18 protein-coding genes and 2 pseudogenes are annotated in these 18,784 nt (G+C 65.4%); 10 read left to right on the top strand and 10 right to left on the bottom strand.

Translation table 11 applies throughout. The features are described from left to right. Window positions 1-97: 97 nt before the first annotated feature. The 6 genes from ACOI2T_RS07940 to ACOI2T_RS07915 form a co-directional block, all read right to left on the bottom strand. Entirely contained in the window at window positions 98-2,230 is a 2,133-nt protein-coding gene (locus ACOI2T_RS07940) for a heavy metal translocating P-type ATPase (RefSeq protein ID WP_348729167.1), read from the bottom strand. A gap of 55 nt (window positions 2,231-2,285) precedes the next feature. Next, window positions 2,286-2,615, bottom strand: a complete 330-nt coding sequence (locus ACOI2T_RS07935) for a metal-sensitive transcriptional regulator (protein ID WP_409503386.1) — start codon at window positions 2,613-2,615, stop codon at window positions 2,286-2,288. A gap of 70 nt (window positions 2,616-2,685) precedes the next feature. Then, window positions 2,686-2,964 (bottom strand): YHS domain-containing protein, encoded by a 279-nt coding sequence (locus tag ACOI2T_RS07930; RefSeq protein WP_283615971.1) that lies wholly within the window; start codon window positions 2,962-2,964, stop codon window positions 2,686-2,688. 26 nt (window positions 2,965-2,990) lie between these two features. After that, entirely contained in the window at window positions 2,991-5,276 is a 2,286-nt protein-coding gene (locus ACOI2T_RS07925) for a heavy metal translocating P-type ATPase (RefSeq protein WP_409503387.1), read from the bottom strand. A 40-nt stretch (window positions 5,277-5,316) separates the two neighbouring features. Beyond that, window positions 5,317-6,288, bottom strand: a complete 972-nt coding sequence (locus ACOI2T_RS07920) for a DUF8832 domain-containing protein (protein WP_024444593.1) — start codon at window positions 6,286-6,288, stop codon at window positions 5,317-5,319. Then, on the bottom strand, window positions 6,285-6,497 hold the full coding sequence (locus ACOI2T_RS07915; protein WP_011856847.1) for a heavy-metal-associated domain-containing protein: 213 nt from the start codon (window positions 6,495-6,497) through the stop codon (window positions 6,285-6,287). The genes ACOI2T_RS07920 and ACOI2T_RS07915 overlap by 4 nt, the downstream gene beginning before the upstream one ends. A gap of 156 nt (window positions 6,498-6,653) precedes the next feature. Between ACOI2T_RS07915 and ACOI2T_RS07910 the strand changes: the two genes are divergently transcribed. Together ACOI2T_RS07910 and ACOI2T_RS07905 are read left to right on the top strand one after the other, a co-directional pair. Further along, a complete protein-coding gene (locus tag ACOI2T_RS07910) occupies window positions 6,654-7,478 on the top strand; it encodes an alpha/beta fold hydrolase (RefSeq protein ID WP_024444594.1) in 825 nt (274 codons plus the stop codon). Between the two features lie 461 nt (window positions 7,479-7,939). Beyond that, window positions 7,940-8,329, top strand: a pseudogene (locus ACOI2T_RS07905) (AraC family transcriptional regulator); the annotation flags it as partial. A 412-nt stretch (window positions 8,330-8,741) separates the two neighbouring features. Here ACOI2T_RS07905 and ACOI2T_RS07900 read toward each other — a convergent pair. Together ACOI2T_RS07900 and ACOI2T_RS07895 are read right to left on the bottom strand one after the other, a co-directional pair. Then, a complete protein-coding gene (locus tag ACOI2T_RS07900) occupies window positions 8,742-9,383 on the bottom strand; it encodes a cadmium resistance transporter (RefSeq protein ID WP_079481877.1) in 642 nt (213 codons plus the stop codon). Between the two features lie 138 nt (window positions 9,384-9,521). Further along, window positions 9,522-9,911 (bottom strand): heavy metal-responsive transcriptional regulator, encoded by a 390-nt coding sequence (locus tag ACOI2T_RS07895; protein WP_005148625.1) that lies wholly within the window; start codon window positions 9,909-9,911, stop codon window positions 9,522-9,524. 56 nt (window positions 9,912-9,967) lie between these two features. Between ACOI2T_RS07895 and merA the strand changes: the two genes are divergently transcribed. Genes merA through ACOI2T_RS07870 form a run of 5 tightly spaced genes read left to right on the top strand, consistent with a single transcriptional unit; the run spans window position 9,968 to window position 13,754 of the window. Beyond that, a complete protein-coding gene (gene merA / locus ACOI2T_RS07890; RefSeq protein WP_005148655.1) occupies window positions 9,968-11,371 on the top strand; it encodes a mercury(II) reductase in 1,404 nt (467 codons plus the stop codon). A gap of 26 nt (window positions 11,372-11,397) precedes the next feature. Beyond that, window positions 11,398-12,039 carry an organomercurial lyase MerB gene (gene merB / locus ACOI2T_RS07885; protein WP_005148656.1) on the top strand — a complete coding sequence of 214 codons (642 nt, stop codon included), beginning with the start codon at window positions 11,398-11,400 and terminating at the stop codon, window positions 12,037-12,039. 32 nt (window positions 12,040-12,071) lie between these two features. Further along, the gene (locus tag ACOI2T_RS07880) at window positions 12,072-12,362 is read left to right on the top strand and encodes a mercuric ion transporter MerT (protein ID WP_005148657.1); all 291 of its coding nucleotides are present in this window, start codon (window positions 12,072-12,074) and stop codon (window positions 12,360-12,362) included. 46 nt (window positions 12,363-12,408) lie between these two features. Next, window positions 12,409-12,909 (top strand): TlpA family protein disulfide reductase, encoded by a 501-nt coding sequence (locus ACOI2T_RS07875; protein WP_234788714.1) that lies wholly within the window; start codon window positions 12,409-12,411, stop codon window positions 12,907-12,909. After that, on the top strand, window positions 12,906-13,754 hold the full coding sequence (locus ACOI2T_RS07870; protein ID WP_024444598.1) for a cytochrome c biogenesis CcdA family protein: 849 nt from the start codon (window positions 12,906-12,908) through the stop codon (window positions 13,752-13,754). The genes ACOI2T_RS07875 and ACOI2T_RS07870 overlap by 4 nt, the downstream gene beginning before the upstream one ends. 136 nt (window positions 13,755-13,890) lie before the next feature. Here ACOI2T_RS07870 and ACOI2T_RS07865 read toward each other — a convergent pair whose 3' ends face one another. Next, the gene (locus ACOI2T_RS07865; RefSeq protein WP_036463922.1) at window positions 13,891-14,706 is read right to left on the bottom strand and encodes a hypothetical protein; all 816 of its coding nucleotides are present in this window, start codon (window positions 14,704-14,706) and stop codon (window positions 13,891-13,893) included. Here ACOI2T_RS07865 and ACOI2T_RS07860 point away from each other — a divergent pair. The 3 genes and pseudogenes from ACOI2T_RS07860 to ripB form a co-directional block, all read left to right on the top strand. Next, a pseudogene (locus tag ACOI2T_RS07860) lies at window positions 14,694-15,116 on the top strand (sterol desaturase family protein); the annotation flags it as partial. The gene ACOI2T_RS07865 and the pseudogene ACOI2T_RS07860 overlap by 13 nt on opposite strands. 366 nt (window positions 15,117-15,482) lie before the next feature. Continuing rightward, window positions 15,483-16,706, top strand: a complete 1,224-nt coding sequence (locus tag ACOI2T_RS07855) for a L,D-transpeptidase (protein ID WP_421876212.1) — start codon at window positions 15,483-15,485, stop codon at window positions 16,704-16,706. A 479-nt stretch (window positions 16,707-17,185) separates the two neighbouring features. Beyond that, window positions 17,186-17,932: an NlpC/P60 family peptidoglycan endopeptidase RipB gene (gene ripB, locus ACOI2T_RS07850; protein WP_024444601.1), complete on the top strand. Its 747-nt coding sequence runs from the start codon at window positions 17,186-17,188 to the stop codon at window positions 17,930-17,932. Window positions 17,933-17,990: 58 nt separating this feature from the next. Here ripB and ACOI2T_RS07845 read toward each other — a convergent pair whose 3' ends face one another. Beyond that, a complete protein-coding gene (locus ACOI2T_RS07845; protein ID WP_024444602.1) occupies window positions 17,991-18,737 on the bottom strand; it encodes a winged helix-turn-helix transcriptional regulator in 747 nt (248 codons plus the stop codon). Window positions 18,738-18,784 lie beyond the last annotated feature (47 nt).

Raw genomic sequence — 18,784 nt, 5'->3', positions numbered from 1 at the left:
GACTGCATTTGCTTTCTTCGTGCGAAGCTCCACATGGTGGGGAGCGGCGATTCGAACTTCCCATGGTCGCCGGATGCTCCACATGGTGGGCCGTCCCCTAACGGTTGAGAACGGCACGGGTGCTCGCCTCGGGCGCCAAATCGAGGCGGCGCAGAAGTTGCGCGTTGAGCGCTACGACGATCGTTGACAGTGACATGAGGATGGCGCCGACCGACATGGGCAGCACGATGCCGATGGGTGCCAGCACACCAGCAGCCAGGGGCACAGAGATGAGGTTGTACCCGGCGCCCCACCAGAGATTCTGTTTCATCTTGCGGTAGCTGGCGCGGGACAGCTCGATGACCGACAGCACCGAGCGGGGGTCGGAACTGGCCAGGATGACACCGGCGGAAGCGATGGCGACGTCAGTGCCGGCACCGATGGCGATGCCGACGTCGGCCTGCGCCAAGGCGGGGGCATCGTTGACTCCATCGCCGACCATGGCAACCTTTTTGCCCTCGTGTTGCAGGGCAGCAACTTTCGACGCCTTGTCTTCGGGGCGCACCCCCGCGAACACCCGGTCGATGCCCAGTTCGTGGCCGACACTATTGGCGACGGCTTCGGCGTCGCCGGTGATCATGACGACTTGCACGCCAAGCTTGTGCAGCGCATCGACGGCTTCGCGGGATTCGGGGCGGATCTCGTCGGCCAAGCGCAGGCCGCCGAGCACCTCTCCGTCGCGGATGACGTGCAGAATGATGGCGCCTTCGCCGCGCCACGCGGTGGCCGCGGGGACCTCCTGGGCGCCGACTTCTTCGAGAAGTCGGGGGCCGCCCACTCGGATTTCGTGCCCGTCGACCGTCGCAGTCACACCGACGGCAGGAGAGGACGAGAAGCCGCTGGCGCGCGGCACGGTTAATCCCCTATCCTCGGCGGCTTTCACGATGGCCCGCGCCAGGGGGTGTTCACTGTCGGTCTCGGCGGCGGCGGCGAGCGCGAGCACGGTGTCGCCGTCGTCGTCTCCGGTCGCCTCGACGGCGGTGACGGTGGGTTCGCCTTTCGTCAGGGTGCCGGTCTTGTCGAACAGCACGGCGTCGACAGTGCGCATACCTTCCAGGGCCAGCCGGTCTTTGATCAAGACGCCGCCTCTGGCGGCGCGTTCGGTGGCGATGGACACGACCAGTGGTATCGCCAGGCCCAGCGCATGAGGGCAGGCGATGACCAGCACGGTGATCGCTCGTACCACCGAGGCATCGGGGTTGCCGACGATTGTCCATGCCGCCGCGGTGATCGCGGCGGTGATCAGGGCGAACCAGAACAGCCAGCCGGCGGCCTTGTCGGCAAGGCGCTGGGCACGCGAGGACGAATTCTGTGCTTCGGTGACTAGGCGTTGGATGCCTGCTAGGGCGGTGTCGTCGCCGGTGGCGGTGATCTGGACCCGAAGCCCGGAATCGGTGGCGACGGTGCCGGCTGTGACGGGATCCCCGACGCCGCGGGTAACGGGCCGGGATTCGCCGGTCACCATGGACTCGTCCATGTCGGCGCGTCCGTCGACGATCTTGCCGTCGGCAGGGATGCTGCCGCCGGGTCGGACTACAACGACATCGCCGACGTGCAGGTCGGTCGGCGAGACGGTGACGGTGCGGTCGCCGTCGATCTTCTCGGCTTCGTCGGGAAGTAGTGCGGCCAGTGAGTCCAGCGCTGAGGTGGTCTGGGCCAGCGAGCGCATTTCTACCCAGTGGCCGAGCAGCATGATGACGATGAGAAGGGCGAGTTCCCACCAGAATTCCAGCTCGTGGTGGAGCAGGCCCAAGCTCGCGCCCCAGGACGCGAAAAAGGCGACGGTGATCGCCAGTCCGATCAGGAGCATCATTCCTGGTTTGCGGGAACGGATCTCGTTCAGCGCACCGGTGAGGAAGGGGCGGCCACCGACGACGTACATCACTGTCCCGAGCAGGGGCGCGATCCAGCGTGCGCCGGGGAAGTCGGGGACGTCGTAACCGAGCAGCATCGCGAACATGGTTGAGAACGCGACGACCGGTATGGCGATGATCAGGTTGATCCAGAAGAGCTTGCGGAATTGGGCCACGTGGTCACCGCCGTGGCCGCTATGGCCAGTGTGGCCGGTGTGATTGTCATGGCCGTGGTGTTCGCCGTGTGGGTGGGTGTCAGGGTGTGCGCTGGGGAATTGGTGGTGGGCGTGCCCGCCAGGGTGGGATGTTGCTACGCCGTGGTCATCGCGGTTTGTCATGTTCTTTCCTTAGGGGACTTCGCGTTTCAGTCGACGCGCATTGATGATGTGGGTGTTAGGAACGCACCAAGCGGGCGATGGCTTCAGAGGCTTCTGTGAGTTTGGCGTCAGCGGCCGGTCCGCCGGTGGCGGCGGCGTCACGGACGCAGTGGCGAAGATGGTCGTCAAGCAGTGCCAGCGCGACGCCTTGGAGGGCTTTGGTGAGCGCGTCTGTTTGGGTCAGGATGTCGATGCAGTACCGCTCCTCTTCGATCATTCTGCTGATGCCGCGGGCTTGGCCTTCGATGCGCTTCAACCGCTTGAGGTATTTGTCTCTATCGGTGATGTAGCCGTGGTGGGTGGTGCCTGTTGAGGGGCAGTGCCTGGTGTTGTCGGCGTGGGTCATGACGCTTTCCTTGTGCGTGGTGGTGACTAACTTTGGGTGCCCGGCGAGGAGTGCGCGACGAGGGTCGCGGTCATGCGGCGGAGGCATACTTGTCGGGGTCGCGGTCGAAGCGTGGTCCGCATCCCTTGCAGCAGAACCAGTAACGCCGACCGCGATAGTCACGGAATAGTCCCGCTGCTTCGGCGATCGTCTTGTTCACCGGCGTGCCGGGCATCACGGGGCAGGTGGTCTCGTTCTGCGATCCGAGGTCAAGCAGGTTCCTCGCCGTAGGGTCGATGGCTGAGGTATCGATTTTGTCGGCTGCGCCGCTGCAGCAGCAGGCTGACGTGCGGTTCTGATTCTCGGACATTGGTTCTCCTCACAGGTGGCGGTGATTTAACTGGTGGTGTCGGCGGAAGTGGTTTTGAAGCGGCGCAGGCGCAGGCTGTTGCCCACCACGAAGACGCTGGAGAATGCCATTGCGGCTCCGGCCAGCATCGGATTGAGCATGCCCAGTGCTGCGACGGGGATCGCTGCGACGTTGTAGGCGAACGCCCAGAACAGGTTGGTTTTGATCGTCGACAGTGTTTCGCGGGACAGCCTGATCGCGTCAACGGCGCTGCGCAGATCACCGCGCACCAGGGTGATGTCGGAGGCCTCGATGGCGACGTCGGTGCCGGTGCCCATCGCCAGACCGAGGTCGGCTTGGGCGAGGGCGGGCGCGTCGTTGACTCCGTCGCCGACCATGGCGACCGTCTTGCCTTCGGCTTGGAGGCGTGCGATGACGTCAACCTTGCCTTCGGGCATGACTTCGGCGATGACGTCGTCGATGCCGACTTCGGCGGCGATCTGTCGAGCGACGGCTTCGTTGTCGCCGGTGAGCAACACGGGGGTCAGCCCAATGTCACGCATCTGCGAGATTGCCTGTGCGCTCGTCGATTTCACGGTGTCAGCGATGACGAGTACACCGCGCGCCTGCCCGTCCCACCCGACCGCTACCACGGTCTTTCCCTGGGCTTGCGCGCGGGCCTTGGCGTGGGACAGATCCGGGCTGAGGTGTTGCGCCCAGTCGGACAGCAGTGATTCGCGCCCAACGATGACGGCGTGTCCATCCACGATGCCGTGGACGCCTTTACCTTCGACATTCGCGAAGTCCTCCGGAACGGGCAGGGCCTGGAGTTCCTCGGCCGCCGCGGCGGCGACGGCTTGGGCGATGGGGTGCTCGGAGGCGTTCTCCAGGGCGCCGGCCAGTCGAAGCAGCTCCGCGCGTTCGGTTTCCGGCGCTGTGATGACATCGACCAGCGTCATTTTGCCGGTGGTGACGGTTCCGGTCTTATCCAGCACCACGGTGTCAACCTTGCGGGTGGATTCGAGCACCTCGGGACCTTTGATCAGCACGCCGATTTGTGCGCCGCGACCGGTGCCCACCAGCAGGGCGGTGGGCGTGGCCAGCCCGAGGGCGCAGGGGCAGGCGATGACGAGGACCGCGACCGCTGCGGTGAACGCGGCGGCGACTGAGAATCCCGCGCCCAGCCAGGCGCCGAGGGTGATCACGGCGATAGCGATGACGATCGGTACGAAGACGCCGGAAATGCGATCGGCCAGGCGTTGCACTTCGGCCTTGCCGGTCTGGGCGCGTTCGACCAGCTGGGCCATCTGCGCGAGCTGGGTGTCCGAGCCGACGCGAGTGGCCTGCACCACCAGCCGACCGCCGGCGTTGACGGTGGCACCGACCACGGTGTCGCCGGTAGCGACTTCCACGGGTACCGCTTCGCCGGTCAGCATCGAGGCGTCGACAGCCGAGGAACCGGACACCACCACGCCGTCGGTGGCGATCTTCTCCCCCGGGCGCACGATGAACTCGTCGCCAACCACGAGTTCTTCGATGGCGATCTTGGTTTCCGTCCCGTCGCGCAGGACGGATACGTCTTTGGCGCCTAGGTCGAGTAGGGCTCGTAGTGCCGCTCCGGCCTGCCGTTTGGACCGCTTCTCGAAGTAGCGTCCGGCCAGGATGAACGTGGTTACGCCGGCGGCGACTTCGAGGTAGATGTTGGCGGCGCCATGCGACGGCGCCAGGGTGAACGCGAAGGGATGCTTCATACCCGGCGTGCCGGCGCTGCCCAGAAACAGCGCATACAGCGACCACAGGAACGCTGACACGGTGCCCAGCGAAATGAGCGTATCCATGGTCGCGGTGCCGTGTCGCAGGTTGGCCCAGGCGGCCCGGTGGAATGGCCATGCTGCCCACACGACGACGGGGGCCGCCAGCGTGAGCGACGCCCACTGCCAGTACGTGAACTGCAGCGCCGGGATCATCGCCATCGCGACGACCGGCACCGTCAGGACGGCCGAGGCCCTCAGGCGGTGCCGCAGCGAGGCCAGTTCGGGGTCGGCGGTGTCCGCGGCGTGCGGGGTGTCACCGGATGCGTCGGAGGGCATCGGCGTGCGCGGTGTCGGGAGCGCGGCGGTGTAGCCCGTCTTCTCCACCTCGGCGATCAGCAGCGCCGGATCGTATCCGTCAGGCACCGTGACGGTGGCCTTTTCCGTCGCGTAATTGACTGTCGCGGCCACGCCGTCGAGCTTGTTGAGCTTGCGCTCGATGCGGTTGGCGCAGGAGGCGCAGGTCATTCCCCCGATGCGAAGTTCCACACTCGGGCCAGACACCGGTGTCGATGTCGTCATGAAGCCACTGCCTTTCAGTTTCTGATTCGGACGGGATAGCTCAGTGCCCGCCGGCATGGCCGGCGTCACGCGATGGCTCTGGCGCGGGCTCGTTGGTGCCACCGGGTGCGGCGTCGACGACGAAGCTGGCGGTGTGCACGGTGTCCTGGACTTTGAAGTCGAGGTAGAGCAGGTAGCGCCCCGCTGTGGGTGCGGTTGCCGCGAACGACACCGCAGGCCCACCGGTGCCGCCCGGTACCGGCTCGGCCCCCTCAGGGTGCACATGTAGATACGCCAGGTCTCCCTCACGCAAGGCGACGAGATGGCCGTAAGCCCCCAGGTAGGGCTGCAAGGTCATCACCGGCCGGCCGTCGCGCGTGACTGTCGCGGTGAGTTGGTGGGAGACGCCCGCGGTGAGTGCACCGTCCAGTTTCACGGTGTATCCGGCGATGTCATCCACGGTGCGTGTGGCACTCGCCACCGCCGGGACGAACGCGCCGGCCACCTGCACGGTTCGGGTGAGGGTGAGTTTGGCGCTGCCCGCCCCTGCGGGTTGGAAGTCGGCGAACACGCGGTAGGTGCCGGCGGCGTTCCACGTCCACGGCGTTGACCACGTGCCGGTGGCCGCGTCCAGCCTTGGGTGTACATGGGCGAAGTGCTGGCCGTCGGAACGGACCACGATGAGGTGCAGTTGCTTGTCGTGCACGGTCGCGTAGTCCAGCAGCGGCGTGCCGCCCGGGTCGACGATGGTGAAGCTCATCGTTCCCCGATCGTTGGGTGCGCTGGGGGACCGCACCGGGCTCAGGACGTATCCGTCTTCGGCCAACGACAACCCCGGCGGGTCGGCGAAGGGATCGACTGGCGACGCCTGCTCGGTCGGCGGCGCGCTGTGATCCGCTGCAGCATCGGAAGTTTGGGTCTGGGGAGATGTCGCCGCGGTATCAGGGACGACCGCTGCGGCGGTGACGTATGCAGCCGTGAACGCCACTGCCAGTCCGGCGCCAAACGCTGTCAATCGTCCCGCGGCGTTCATGCGACACGCACCGCCGAGTAGCCGGCCTCGTCGACGGCGTTGAGGATCTGCGCGTCGTCGACGGGACGGCTCGACGTCACGATCAGGGTGCCGGTTTTGGCGCTAACTTCGACGTCTTCAACTCCGGCGACCTCGCTGACCTCTTCGCGCACCGACAGCTCGCAATGTCCGCAAGTCATTCCTGTGACGGCGTACGTGCTCGTGCTCATCACCAATCTCCTATCCTCGACGGGTGTAGATACCCCTACCGGGTATACGTAAGAGAGCATATACCCCTTGGGGGTATGCTTCAAGGGTTACTTTCCGGGGTCATTGGTTTGGTGTCGACGCGCGTATCACTATCCCGGAACGACGGGAGGGATCAGTTGGTGGTGCGCGCGTTGCACGTCGGAGATGATGGCTGGCCCCTCATGGGGGAGGTCGTCGGGCGCGGCGAACTGATCATCATGCTTCATGGTGGGGGTCCGGATCACTACAGCATGCGACCGCTTGCTGACCGGCTCGCTGGCCGGTATCGCGTTGCGTTGCCTGACATTCGAGGGTACGGAGCATCGCGTTGTCCCGACCCGACGTTGCACCGATGGGATCAGTACGTCAGCGACGTCATTGCGATCGTTCACGCGCTCGATGACACCTGCGCCCACCTTGTCGGCGCCGGACTGGGCGGCACCATCGTTTTGCGGACGTGCCTCCAGCACCCCCGTATCGCCCGGTCGGCGGTGGTCATCAGTGCTGAAGCGATAGAGGACGATGCGGACAAAGCCGCAGACACCGATCTGATGGATCGTTTCGCCGAGCATGCCCGTTCCCGCGGTCTGCAGGCCGCCTGGGAATTGTTCATTCCTGATCTTCAGCCGCTGATCGCCAACCTGGTCGCTGAGGCTATTCCGCGCGCTGACGCCCACAGTGCGGCGGCCGCGGCGTCAATCGGTCATGACCGCGCCTTTGCAACGGTCGAGGACCTCCGGCGCATCGACACTGCGACGCTCGTCATCGCCGGCGACGACATCCGTCACCCCGAGTGCTTGGCCCACAGCCTCGCCGATGTCCTTCCACGAGGGGTCCTCGCCGAAGTTTCGATGTCCCGCCAATTCGTCAACGCTGAGGACATGGCACACGCTTTCGGCCCAGCGATCGAGAACTTCCTTCGCAGAACATCGGACCGGGACACTCGGGTCCATAAAGACTAGGCACTAAGGACGGCGGCAGCAGTGAGGGGCCTCACGCTCCGGCGGCAAGCCGCTCGGGGGCAGCCTGTCGCGGTGCTGTCAGCCGCAGCAGGACTTTCCCTCGCCGGCCTTGCCTGAGCGGCGCCCACTAGTGACACGACCCACCGCGCACAAAGCGATGCATTTGGCGATCGACCGTGCGGTCTGGCTTTGCACGAGCTGCCGAAATCTTTCTTGTACGCTCACCAGCGATACGCCTTCCAGTCGTCGGGCTACCCGCCCCGGGTGATACAACGAAGGTACCCCTGAGGGGTATACGGTACAAGGGCAGCCCGAGCTAGGCGCGGCGGTGGGTGACTGGCCCACGGCGCATATCCTGCATTACCCGTGGCGGCGGATGGCTCCACGCCTGATTCGATGTTCCCCGTTGCTGGCGCCGCGGTAAGTCGATTAATGGAAGGCCGTAGCATCGATTCGTGGCGATGATGCGGGATGGCGGTGGTATCACCGGTGAACCGCACTGGGGCGGGACTGCACTGCTGCGACCTGGGGTGTTGGCGTTCACCGGATCGATTGGCACCACCGACCTACACGCCCACCATGCCGTCCAGATTGTCACCGCAACAACACCTTTCACGATGCGTGACGAGCACGGCAACCAGCATCGCGGCACCAAGGTGGTCGTGCCCGCCGATGCGCCACACCGAGTCGAAGTCGGCGCGCCGGAGGGCACCGTAGTGTTCTTGGAACCGGAGTCTGCCCCAGGGCGCTCGGCGCACCTGCGCGCGCTTCGGTCCGGCTGGACTGTTGCTCCGGTGTTGACGTTCACCCGCCGACGTCCGTTGGCCGTCGTGGTCGACGAGCTGATCGATGTCCGTTCTCATTGAATCTGGGGCACATTTACTAGTCTGACCTGCATTGCCCCAGATTGGATGAGAATTTCGATCGCGACGTTTCTCATTGAATCTGGGGCTACCCTGCTTCCGCGCCCGGCTGCGAGCGCAGCAGGGTAGCCGGAATGGTCTCCTGTCGATTCCGTTGGCTCGGGTACGTCTTCGGTATAACTACTGTGATCGTGTCTCTCGTGACACACGATCATGATTCTGTGGTGCGCTCGCTCGTGTTGGTAGTTCGGGTGCCGGCTGCGGCCTTTGAGCACCTTGGCCACCGCCCGTTTTAGATTGTCATAGCGGATACGGGCCGGGACATCACCAAAGTGGTTGAACGCCAACACATGCCGATGCAGGAGCGCCTCCTGGCCCTGAGTGGTGAAGTTGCTCCGAGCTAGAGGGCGAACGCTCCGCCTTTGATGAGGATGAGGGCCCCGATTGTGATCAGTGCAACGGGCAGAACGATGTGGCCCCAGCGTGAGAGTGCTTTGGCGATGATCGGGTGGGAGGCGAAATATCGGCCGGCCGCGCACCAGATGGCCACACCGATGAGGAACACGATGATGTAAACACCGATGGTGGCGATCGTTGAGACGGCGAAGATCGGAACGTACACGCCGATGTTGTCGCCGCCGTTGGCGAAGGTGATGACTGCGACCTGCCAGGTGCCAGGCGTCAACAGTGTTGCGGGATCATCGGTCGGCGCCGGTTGGGTGCGGCGATCCCGCCAGGCCAGCCATGCCGCCCGCAGCCCCAACACGATGGGCAGCAGCCCGAAGTACGGCAGTGCGGCTGGAGGAAGCAGCGTGGCACCCAGGAGTGCGCCGCCGACCGAAACTGCCAAGATGGCGGTGAAGCCGAGGTACTGACCGGCGGTCACTCGGATGGCTGCGCCACGATGACCGGGCGCCTGGCCGAACATCACCGCGAGGACCACGATGTCGTCGATATTGGTGATGGCGAAGGTGGCGATCGCCTGAACGAGTGTGGCTGGGCTCAGCACGGCCAATGCGACCAGCTTCGAGTGAAATCCCACCGCATCGGGTGAGCCTACTGCTCAGCAGGCCCCGCGCTCCCGCGCACCAACGACCTCCAGTGGGGCGGAAATTCATGACGACTGCCGGGGTCAACGGACTTGACGAAATACATGCCTCCGGTGCCACGGAGGTGGCTCCTAGAGGTATCGACATACGTCATCGGCGCTGCATGATTCCGGGTCGACGCTTTCGGCGCCCTGCCGCAGCCGGGCGATGGTCTCGCGCAGTGCCACCAGTGCGCTGATCTGCTCGTCGAGGTCGGTCAGTCGGATGTCGAGCAGGTCGCGCACGTGCGTGCACGGCGCGTGGCCGCTGTCACGGATGTCGAGGATCTGCCGAATCTGGGCGAGGCTGAACCCGGCGGCCTGTCCCCGTCGGATGAAGCCGACCCGGGCGATCGTGTCGGCGGCATAGTCGCGATACCCCGCCGGGGAACGTTCGGCGGGCGGGAGCAGGCCTTCGTCTTCGTAGTAGCGCAGCGTCGCGGTGGTGGCCCCGGTCGCCTCGGCGAGCTTCCCGATTCTCACGATGTCTCCTCAGAACACTTGACCTTCAAGCCTACTTGAAGGTCAAGGATGGGTGCATGAGTCAGGGATTGGACCTCGCGGTCATCGGTTCCGGCGGCGCGGCGATGGCCGCGGCGATCCGCGCTACCGCGCTCGGCAAGTCCGTCGTCATGATCGAGCGCGGCATCTTCGGTGGCACGTGTGTCAACACCGGCTGCGTGCCGTCAAAGGCCCTGATCGCAGCGGCCGAGGCCCGGCATACCGCAGCCGACACTGCCCGGTTCCCGGGGATCGCCACCACGGCCGGCCCGGTGGACATGGCGGCCCTGATCGCCGGCACGCACGATCTGGTGGAGTCGCTGCGCTCAGAGAAGTACCTCAACGTGGCCGAATCGTATGGCTGGCAGCGCATTCAGGGCCAAGCGCGGTTCGCCGGAACCCCGGACGCGCCCGTCATCGAGGTCGGCGATGCCACCATCGAGGCCGAGCACTACCTGATCGCCACCGGCGCGAACCCAGTCATCCCGCCCGCATTCGAGGGCGTCGCCTACCTGACCTCGACCACCGCGATGGAAGTCACCGAGGTCCCGGAGTCGCTGCTGGTGATCGGCGGCGGCTACGTCGCGTTGGAGCAGGCGCAACTGTTCGCCCGGCTCGGGTCAACGGTGACGGTGCTGGTCCGCTCCACGCTGGCATCGAAGGAAGAGCCGGAAGTCGGCATGGCGCTGCTGGAGGTGTTCGCCGACGACGGCATCCGGGTGGTGCGCCGCGCCACGGTGAGCGAGGTCGAGCAGGCCGACGATCAGGTCACGGTCACCGCGACCATCACCGGCGGAACGCAGCAGTTCCGTGCCGCGAAAGTCCTCGTCGCCACCGGCCGCCGTCCGAACACCGACGGCCTGAATCTCGAAGCGGTGCAGGTCAAAACCGGCGAGAACAACGAGGTCGTGGTGAGCGACGGGCTGCAGTCGTCGAACCCACGGATCTGGGCGGCCGGCGACGTGACCGGGCACCGCGAGTTCGTCTACGTCGCCGCCCATCACGGCGCGATGGTCGCCGACAACATCTTCACCGACGCCGGCCGCAGGGTCGACTACCGCCATCTGCCCCGCGTGACGTTCACCAGCCCCGCGGTCGGTGCGGCCGGGACGACCGAGGCCGAGCTCCTCGCCGCCGGGACACGGTGCGACTGCCGGGTGCTGCCGCTAAAACATGTGCCGCGTGCGGTGGTCAACCGAGACACCCGCGGTTTCATCAAACTCGTCGCCGACGCCGGCACCGGCCGCATCCACGGCATCACCGCCGTCGCCAAGGATGCTGGCGAGATCGCCGCCGCCGCGGTCTACATCCTCGACGCCGCGATGACCGTCGACCAGGTCGCCGGGTCCTGGGCCCCGTATCTGACCATGGCCGAAGGCATCAAAATCGCCGCCCAGTCCTTCAGCGCCGATATGTCCCGACTGTCCTGCTGCGCATCCTGACGCATGGCTCACTCGAAAGGTTCCTGATGCCCAATTTCCTTGACCGCCTGACCATTCCGGAAGAGTCCGGGCTCGACCCGACGATGCTGGTGCCGTTGCTGCGGCTGCTCGCCGCCGGCGAGCCGGTCACCGTGGAGGCGCTCGCCGCGGCCGTCGGCCTCCCGGTTGACGAGGTGACCCGGCGTCTGGCCGCGGTACCCGACACCGAATACGACGAGCAGGGCCGCATCGTCGGCCAGGGCCTGACCCTGCGCCCGACCCGCCACCGATTCACCGTGGCCGGCCAAGAGCTCTACACCTGGTGCGCCCTGGACACCCTCATCTTTCCCACCATCCTGGACCGGCCCGCCAGCATCGAATCCGAATCACCCGTCAGCGGGCACCCGATCAGGGTCTCGGTCGGCGAAAACGGTGTCACCAGCGTGCAGCCCGAGACCGCGGTGGTCTCGCTGGTCAACCCCGACGACCTCACCTCGATCCGGTCCTCATTCTGCAACCAGGTGCACTACTTCACCTGCGCGCAGGACGCCGCGCCGTGGCTCGCCGAGCACCCCGAAGGTCAGATCGTCAGCGTCGCTGAGGCCCACCAACTCGGCGCAGCCCTGACCACACAAATCCTTACCCAGCTCCATACCCCGCCAACTGCCCACCCCGGCTGCTGCAGCTGACCAGCCGCACCCAACCTGATGAGGAGAAATCAATGAATCAACGTCCACGAAGAAATCCCGTGCTGCTGGGTGCGGCAGCGGTGCTGGTGACGGCCCTGTGTTGCGCCGCGCCAGTCCTGATCGCCGGCGGCGCGCTCGCCGCCGTGTGTGGACTGCTCGAGAATCCATGGGTCATCGGGGCAGCCGTCGCGCTGCTGCTGGCGGCTGTGGTCGCCTTCGCCCGCCGCGGTCAACGCGGCGATCACTGCTGTCCCGCCGACAGCCATTCACCCGCGACGCACACGCTCGACGACCTGACGAAAGGAAGCATCGACAATGTCTGAAACGCGTTCGTTTACACCCCACAGGTGGGCGGGCGTTACGGCTGTGATGCTGGCAGCGGGCGCGCTGACCGCGTGCGGCCAATCGGCCACAACCAGCAATCCGACCTCACCGCCACACGCCAACGCCACAACCCAGGCGACGGCGGCGACACTGACCACGGTGGACGGCAAAACCGTCGAACTGCCCGCTGCCGCCCCGACCGCGATCCTGTTCTTCTCCTACGGGTGCGGCGAATGCGTCGGCGGCGGTAAATCCCTGGCCGCTGCTCGGGCGGCCGTGGAGAAAGCCAGAGGCAGCGCCAAGTTCCTAGCCGTCGACATCGTCCCCACCGAGAAACCCGCCGATGTTCGCCACTTCCTGGACCAGATCGGCGGCACCAGCCTGCCCGCGGTCGTCGATACTAACGGGGCCCTGACCAGCCGCTACCAGGTGACCGCGCCGACCACCGCCCTCGTCATCGACCCGTCCGGGCAGATCAGCTACCGCGGCCACGCCCCGTCCCAGGATCAGATCCTGGCCGCCCTCGGCAGCAGCGCCGCACGGTGAACCTGCTCGCGCTCGCGTTTACCGCTGGCATGCTCGCCCCGGTCAACCCCTGCGGGTTCGCGCTGCTACCGGCGTGGATCACCGGCACCATCGCCACCGGCGGCACCGATGCGGTGCTCGTGCGGCTGGCCCGGGCACTGCGCACCGGGGCCGTCCTGACCATCGGGTTCACCGGCACCCTCACCCTCGCCGGTATCGCGATCAGTGCCGGTGCCCGGACCCTGGTGACGGCTGCTCCCTGGCTCGGGATCACGATCGGGCTCACCCTGGCCATCTTGGGCGGCTTCATGCTCACCGGCCGCACCATCGGTCTGCGTATGCCTGCCCGGACGCGTCATCGGCCGGACTCCCCAACAGCCGGTGGTGTGCTCGCGGCCGGAATCGGCTACGCCCTGGCGTCACTGTCCTGCACCTTCGGGGTACTGCTCGCGGTGATCGCCCAGGCCCAGGCCACCAGCGGATGGGGCGGTCTGCTGGCAGTGTTCACCGCATACACAGCCGGTGCCGCCACCATCTTGATGCTGGTCAGCGTCGGCACCGCCATCGCCGGCACGGCCCTGACCCGGCATCTGGGTATCCTCGCCCGCCACGGGACCCGCGTCACCGCCGTTGTCCTCATCGCCACCGGCGCCTACCTCGCGTGGTACTGGCTGCCCGCGGCCACCGGGCACACCGCCAGCGGCGGCAACCTGCTCACCGGCTGGTCGGCCACCGCGACCGGATGGCTGCAGGACCACGCCCTCCCGGCCAGCGTCATTGCCGCCTTCGCTGTGGTGGTCAGCGCGGTGGCCGCGTGCTGGACCACCCACCGCCGGCCAATCACCGGCAAGCAGCGCCGCCGGTGATGATTCACCGGCCGATACACCCAGCCAGATACCACTGTCCCTAACGATTAGAAAGCCGATAGATACAACCGTCGGACACAGTCAGATGCACACCACAAGTGCCTTACTGATAAGGCACATTCAAGACTGCCGACCCCTAAGCGCGACACGCCAGTTCTGCGCCGTCTGAGCGTGTCGTCAATACGGCAGTGGCGAATAGGCGTCGGTACTGCGCCCATTGCTCGACGGGGGTGGCGTCGGCATGGTGGGCGCCGGTGCGTTCGTTGATGCGGTCGAGCAGTAGCGTCGGCCAGGCGGGTTCCGTTGGCGTCCTGGGCTGTTCAACCCGAGGGCGAGCTGTGAGCAATGTTGCGGCTACGGCGATCACATCGGGGTAGGCCACCACGTGCGCTTCTAGGCCATTCTGCAGAATCCCCGCCGCCACGTGACGCTCTGCGTGAGCCCAGAAGACCAGGATGTGGCGGGCGTCGCCCAAGGCGTCATGAAGGTCGACCTCTGAATACTGACGGGCCAAGCGCCGATGCGTGCGCCCGGCACTGAGCACCGTGGGCCGGTCACGAAGATCCACCTGGTCGTCAAGAACGCGCGTTGGTGAACCGATCCAGCGTCGGTGACGGTGGCATACGGAGACATGTGCAGGCAGGTAGCAGTAGACGGGTTCGTGTATTCCCTTGCGTGCCATACATCTTTGACACAAAGGGCGGCGGAGATATTGCTTGAGCGCGGTGGGGTCGCCAGCAAGCCCGCAGAGACGGGACCGGATTACCTGCTCAGGTTGGCCGCTGACGACGGCCAACCAGTCCGGTCGCGGCCGGGCTGCGCATGATTCGGCGACATGGCCGCGCAGTGTGGAGACGCCGATATGGTTGGCGCGGGCCAGCCTGTCGATGTAGGACGATACGGCTTCCCAACGGAACGGTGCGATCGTTCGCGGGAGCCGCTGGTGTGGCACCGCTCATCCTGATCGGTCTGCCCGTCAACGTCGCCTCCCTGCTCGCAATCGCGGTGGCGATCCAGCTGCTGCTGCAGCACTCCAACGCCGACTACCGCGTGGGCCCCGCCAAGCACGTCTTGGCTCTCAACGAAGGCCACCGCTTCCATCACCTCAAGTGGGCCGGCATCGGCGACGTCAACTTCGGGCTGTTCACCCTGGTCTGGGACCACCTCATGCGCACCTACTCCTATAACCCCACCCGCCGATTCGACTCCACCCAGCTCGGCATGGCCGCACACCCCGACTACCCCACCGCGTACGGGCGGCAGCTGATACACCCCTTCACCCCCGCCGGAGGGTGCAGCCTCAAGTCCACCACCGCGACGAAGGACCCCACCGCGACGAGACCGACACCGGAGCAGGGCTGAGAGGGACCAGCGTCTAGCGCTCCCGGACCGTGATTGCCTCAAGCGTTCCCGATCAGCCCAGAACGCGTACTAGACCCATAGCCTTCTACGTGGCCTATTGCGCGCCACGGTCCGACGATCGACGAACAAAGGATCGGCAGCCCGTTCGGCGCCTGCCAGAGCTAGCCGGATGCCATGTCGGGCAGACCAGTGCGCAAGTCTGCGTCTTTACTGAATCTTCATCGAAGGACTAAGAAAGCCAAATGACGCATCAGCACACTTGAACCATATCCGTGAACGGTGCACCGCCGCCCGCGAACGGCTGTCGCGGCGCACGCAGTGCCCGCTCATCAGCGATGTCAACATTCGGATACGGAGACCACACTGATGCCGCAGGCGACTTGCCTCCCACCGTTTCGCAGGACGGCGCAGTGGCTGCGGACGGCCGTCCTGGCGATGGCGGTGCTGCTGATCGCGGCCGCGTGCAGCTCGTCGCCGGCCGCCGCGCCCCAGCCCGAGGTCATCACTGATAAAGGCACCCCGTTCGCCGACCTGCTAGTGCCCAAATTGCAGGCGTCGGTGACCGACGGAGCGATCGGTGTCGCGGTGGACTCCCCTGTTACCGTGTCCGCCGGTGACGGCGTTCTCGGCCAAGTCTCGTTGACCAACGAAGCCGGCGATCTCGTCGACGGACAGCTCAGCCCCGATGGCGTGTCCTGGTCGTCTGCCGAGCCGCTGGGCTACAACAAGCAGTACACCCTTCATGCCCAGGCCCTTGGACTGGGCGGCGCGACCACTACGACAGCGACCTTCGAAACCCACTCGCCCGACAACTTAACGATGCCCTACGTCCTGCCCAACGACGGCGAGACGGTTGGCGTGGGCCAACCCATCGCGATCCGCTTCGATGAAAACATCACCGACCGGATTGCGGCGCAGCAAGCGATCAACGTGACCACCACCCCCCCGGTCGAGGGAGCCTTCTACTGGCTCAATAATCGCGAAGTACGTTGGCGCCCAGCCGAATACTGGAAACCGGGAACAACAGTAGAGGTGGCGGTCAACGCCTACGGCGTCAACTTCGGTGACGGGCTATTCGGTCAGGATGACGTCACTACCCAGTTCACCATCGGTGACGAGGTCATCGCCACCGCCGATGACGCCACCAAAACGATGACTGTGCGGCGCAATGGTCAGACCGTCAAGACCATGCCCATCTCCATGGGCAAAGCCAAGACCCCGACCGATAACGGCGCCTACATCATCGGAGATCGTTACTCGTTTCTGGTGATGGATTCGTCCACCTACGGAGTTCCAGTCAACTCTCCCGACGGATACCGCACCGAGGTGGAGTGGGCGACCCAGATGTCCTACAGCGGGATCTACGTGCACTCTGCACCGTGGTCGGTGGGCAGCCAAGGCATCGCCAATGTCAGCCACGGATGCCTCAACGTCAATCCGGCCAACGCCCGATGGTTCTACGACAACACCCGACGCGGCGACATCGTTGAGGTCATCAACACCACCGGCCCCACGCTGTCGGGAACAGACGGTTTAGGTGACTGGAACATCCCTTGGGATCAGTGGAAAGTCGGCAACGCCAACCTCTGAAATCAGATCAGAAGCGGAGACTCACAACCGCCGCCTCCCAGTCACCTCGTGGCACCAGTTACGCGTGTCAGCAGGACGTTCGCATCCACCGAACCGGGTTTCGCATGCCGAGTGTCACCCAAGCATCGCGCGCCGTGGGGCCCACGCCGCACAGGTAGCGCAGCCCTTTCCGCTACGACACCTTTGGTTTGCCGCCCCCAGGTAACGGCGTTTTCACATGTCCGGACCACCGCTACTTCGTAGTCCCGCCATCGACGATCGACTCTTTCAGGCACCCATCGCAAAACACCATTCGCAATTTCAGCCGAAATTCCAGCATTGTAATTATGTTGCTGATGTTACTAATGAGGCATATGTGAGTTAGGCTGATCTACGTATTTGCTACGTATATCGTTGCTGCGCAGTATGGAACGCTCTGTTTCGCCTTTGTTGGCGAAACCAATCACCGGCGCTCCGACAGCCGAAAGAAAGAACGCCATATGGAACCGATGGCCCGATGCGTCCGCCCGGAGGAAGGCCGCGTATCTGCGTTCGGCTTTCGCCTGACTGGGGTGATCGTTGCCGTCGTCGCGACGGTACTTCTGGCGTGCACGCCAGCAGCCTCCGCCGAGCCGACAGGCGGTCCGTGGGATCCACTCCTGCCCAAGATCCCGAGTGCGGGAGCGCCCGGCGATCCGGTTGCCATCGCCAACGCGTCCTTGCAGGCGACGGCCGTTGCCACCCAGACTGCGATGGATTTGGGGCGTAGCTTCCTGAGCAGTCTCGGACTCGTCAGTCCCGCGGCAAGCCCCCAAACGAGCGTCCGCGGCAACCGCCTCTACGGTGCCCAGGCGATCGAATACGTTATCCGCAGGGCAGGAACGCAGATCGGCGTTCCCTACTCCTGGGGAGGGGGCAGCCTCACCGGCCCTAGTCGCGGTGTCGACCAAGGCGCAGGCACCGTCGGTTTCGACTGCTCAGGACTGACACGATTCGCCTTCGCCGGCGTCGGAGTACTGTTGCCGCGATGGTCCGGCGACCAGTACAACGCTGGCCGCAAGGTACCTCCCGCGCAAGCTAAACGCGGTGACCTCCTGTTCTGGGGGCCCGGCGGAAGCCAACACGAAGCGATCTACCTGGGCAACGGAAAAATGATCGAAGCGCAACAAACCGGCGTTCCCATCAAGGTTTCACCGGTGCGTACCGCCGGGATGACACCCTACGTCGTACGGATTATCGAGACCTGACCGAACGCTTTCGCCACAGCTCCTCCCACCAAAAGCCTTGTCCGCACCGGGTAACGGTTCAGCCGGCCAGACAGTAGCCGATGCCGCGGACCGTCCGGACATAGCGCGGACAAGACGGGGCGTCACCGAGCTTGCGACGAAGATTGCCGATGTGCACACCCAGTGCCGACCGCCCGCCGGGCTGCGTTGCCCCCCAAAGGGCTTCCTGAAGTCGTCGGCACGTAACGGGCTCCCCTGGATCATCGGACAAAACCCGGAGGATCGCGAACTCCGTTCGAGTCAGCGATATGACGTTGCCGCGCTGATAGACCCGCCGGACCCCCACGTCGATCACCAGATCGTCGACGTGGCGTCGCTGCGCGCCGCCGTCCTCGCTGCGTTGGTGAGAATGCCTGAGTGTCCGCCGTATTCGCGTGCTGAGCATGTCGCGGGAGCCGATGGGAACCACTCCGACGCGCGATACCAGAGGCGCCACCTCTGTGTCGGCGAGCGCGACGACGCCGCACTGGGCAGCCTGGCGAACACGGTCAAGGACGACGGCGCCGTGCGCGGATGATCCCAGGCACACCACCACCACGTCGGGGTCATCGTCGCGCACCGCGGTGAGCGCTGCAGCGTGTGAGCGTGCGACGTCGACGGCGAACTCTTCGGCGCGCAGGGTGCGGGCCAACATGTCGGCGTAGATGCGCCGAGGTTCAACCAGCAGAACGCGAATGCGCCCAGCAGCTATCGCCGGAGAGGCAACGCTGCCCGAAGCGGGGTGCGGCTCGATGGTCGTGGCAGTCTCCTTGCCAGCGTGGGCCATTCACGGCGTGAAGGTGTTCGCGCGGATGCTGGAACCAGCATATCGCC

This window comes from Mycolicibacterium wolinskyi str. Jessa 2025 (assembly GCF_049241375.1).
Taxonomy (GTDB): domain Bacteria; phylum Actinomycetota; class Actinomycetes; order Mycobacteriales; family Mycobacteriaceae; genus Mycobacterium; species Mycobacterium wolinskyi.
Note: the sequence above shows the minus strand (reverse complement) of the source record. Positions and strands in the feature narration are given on the sequence as shown.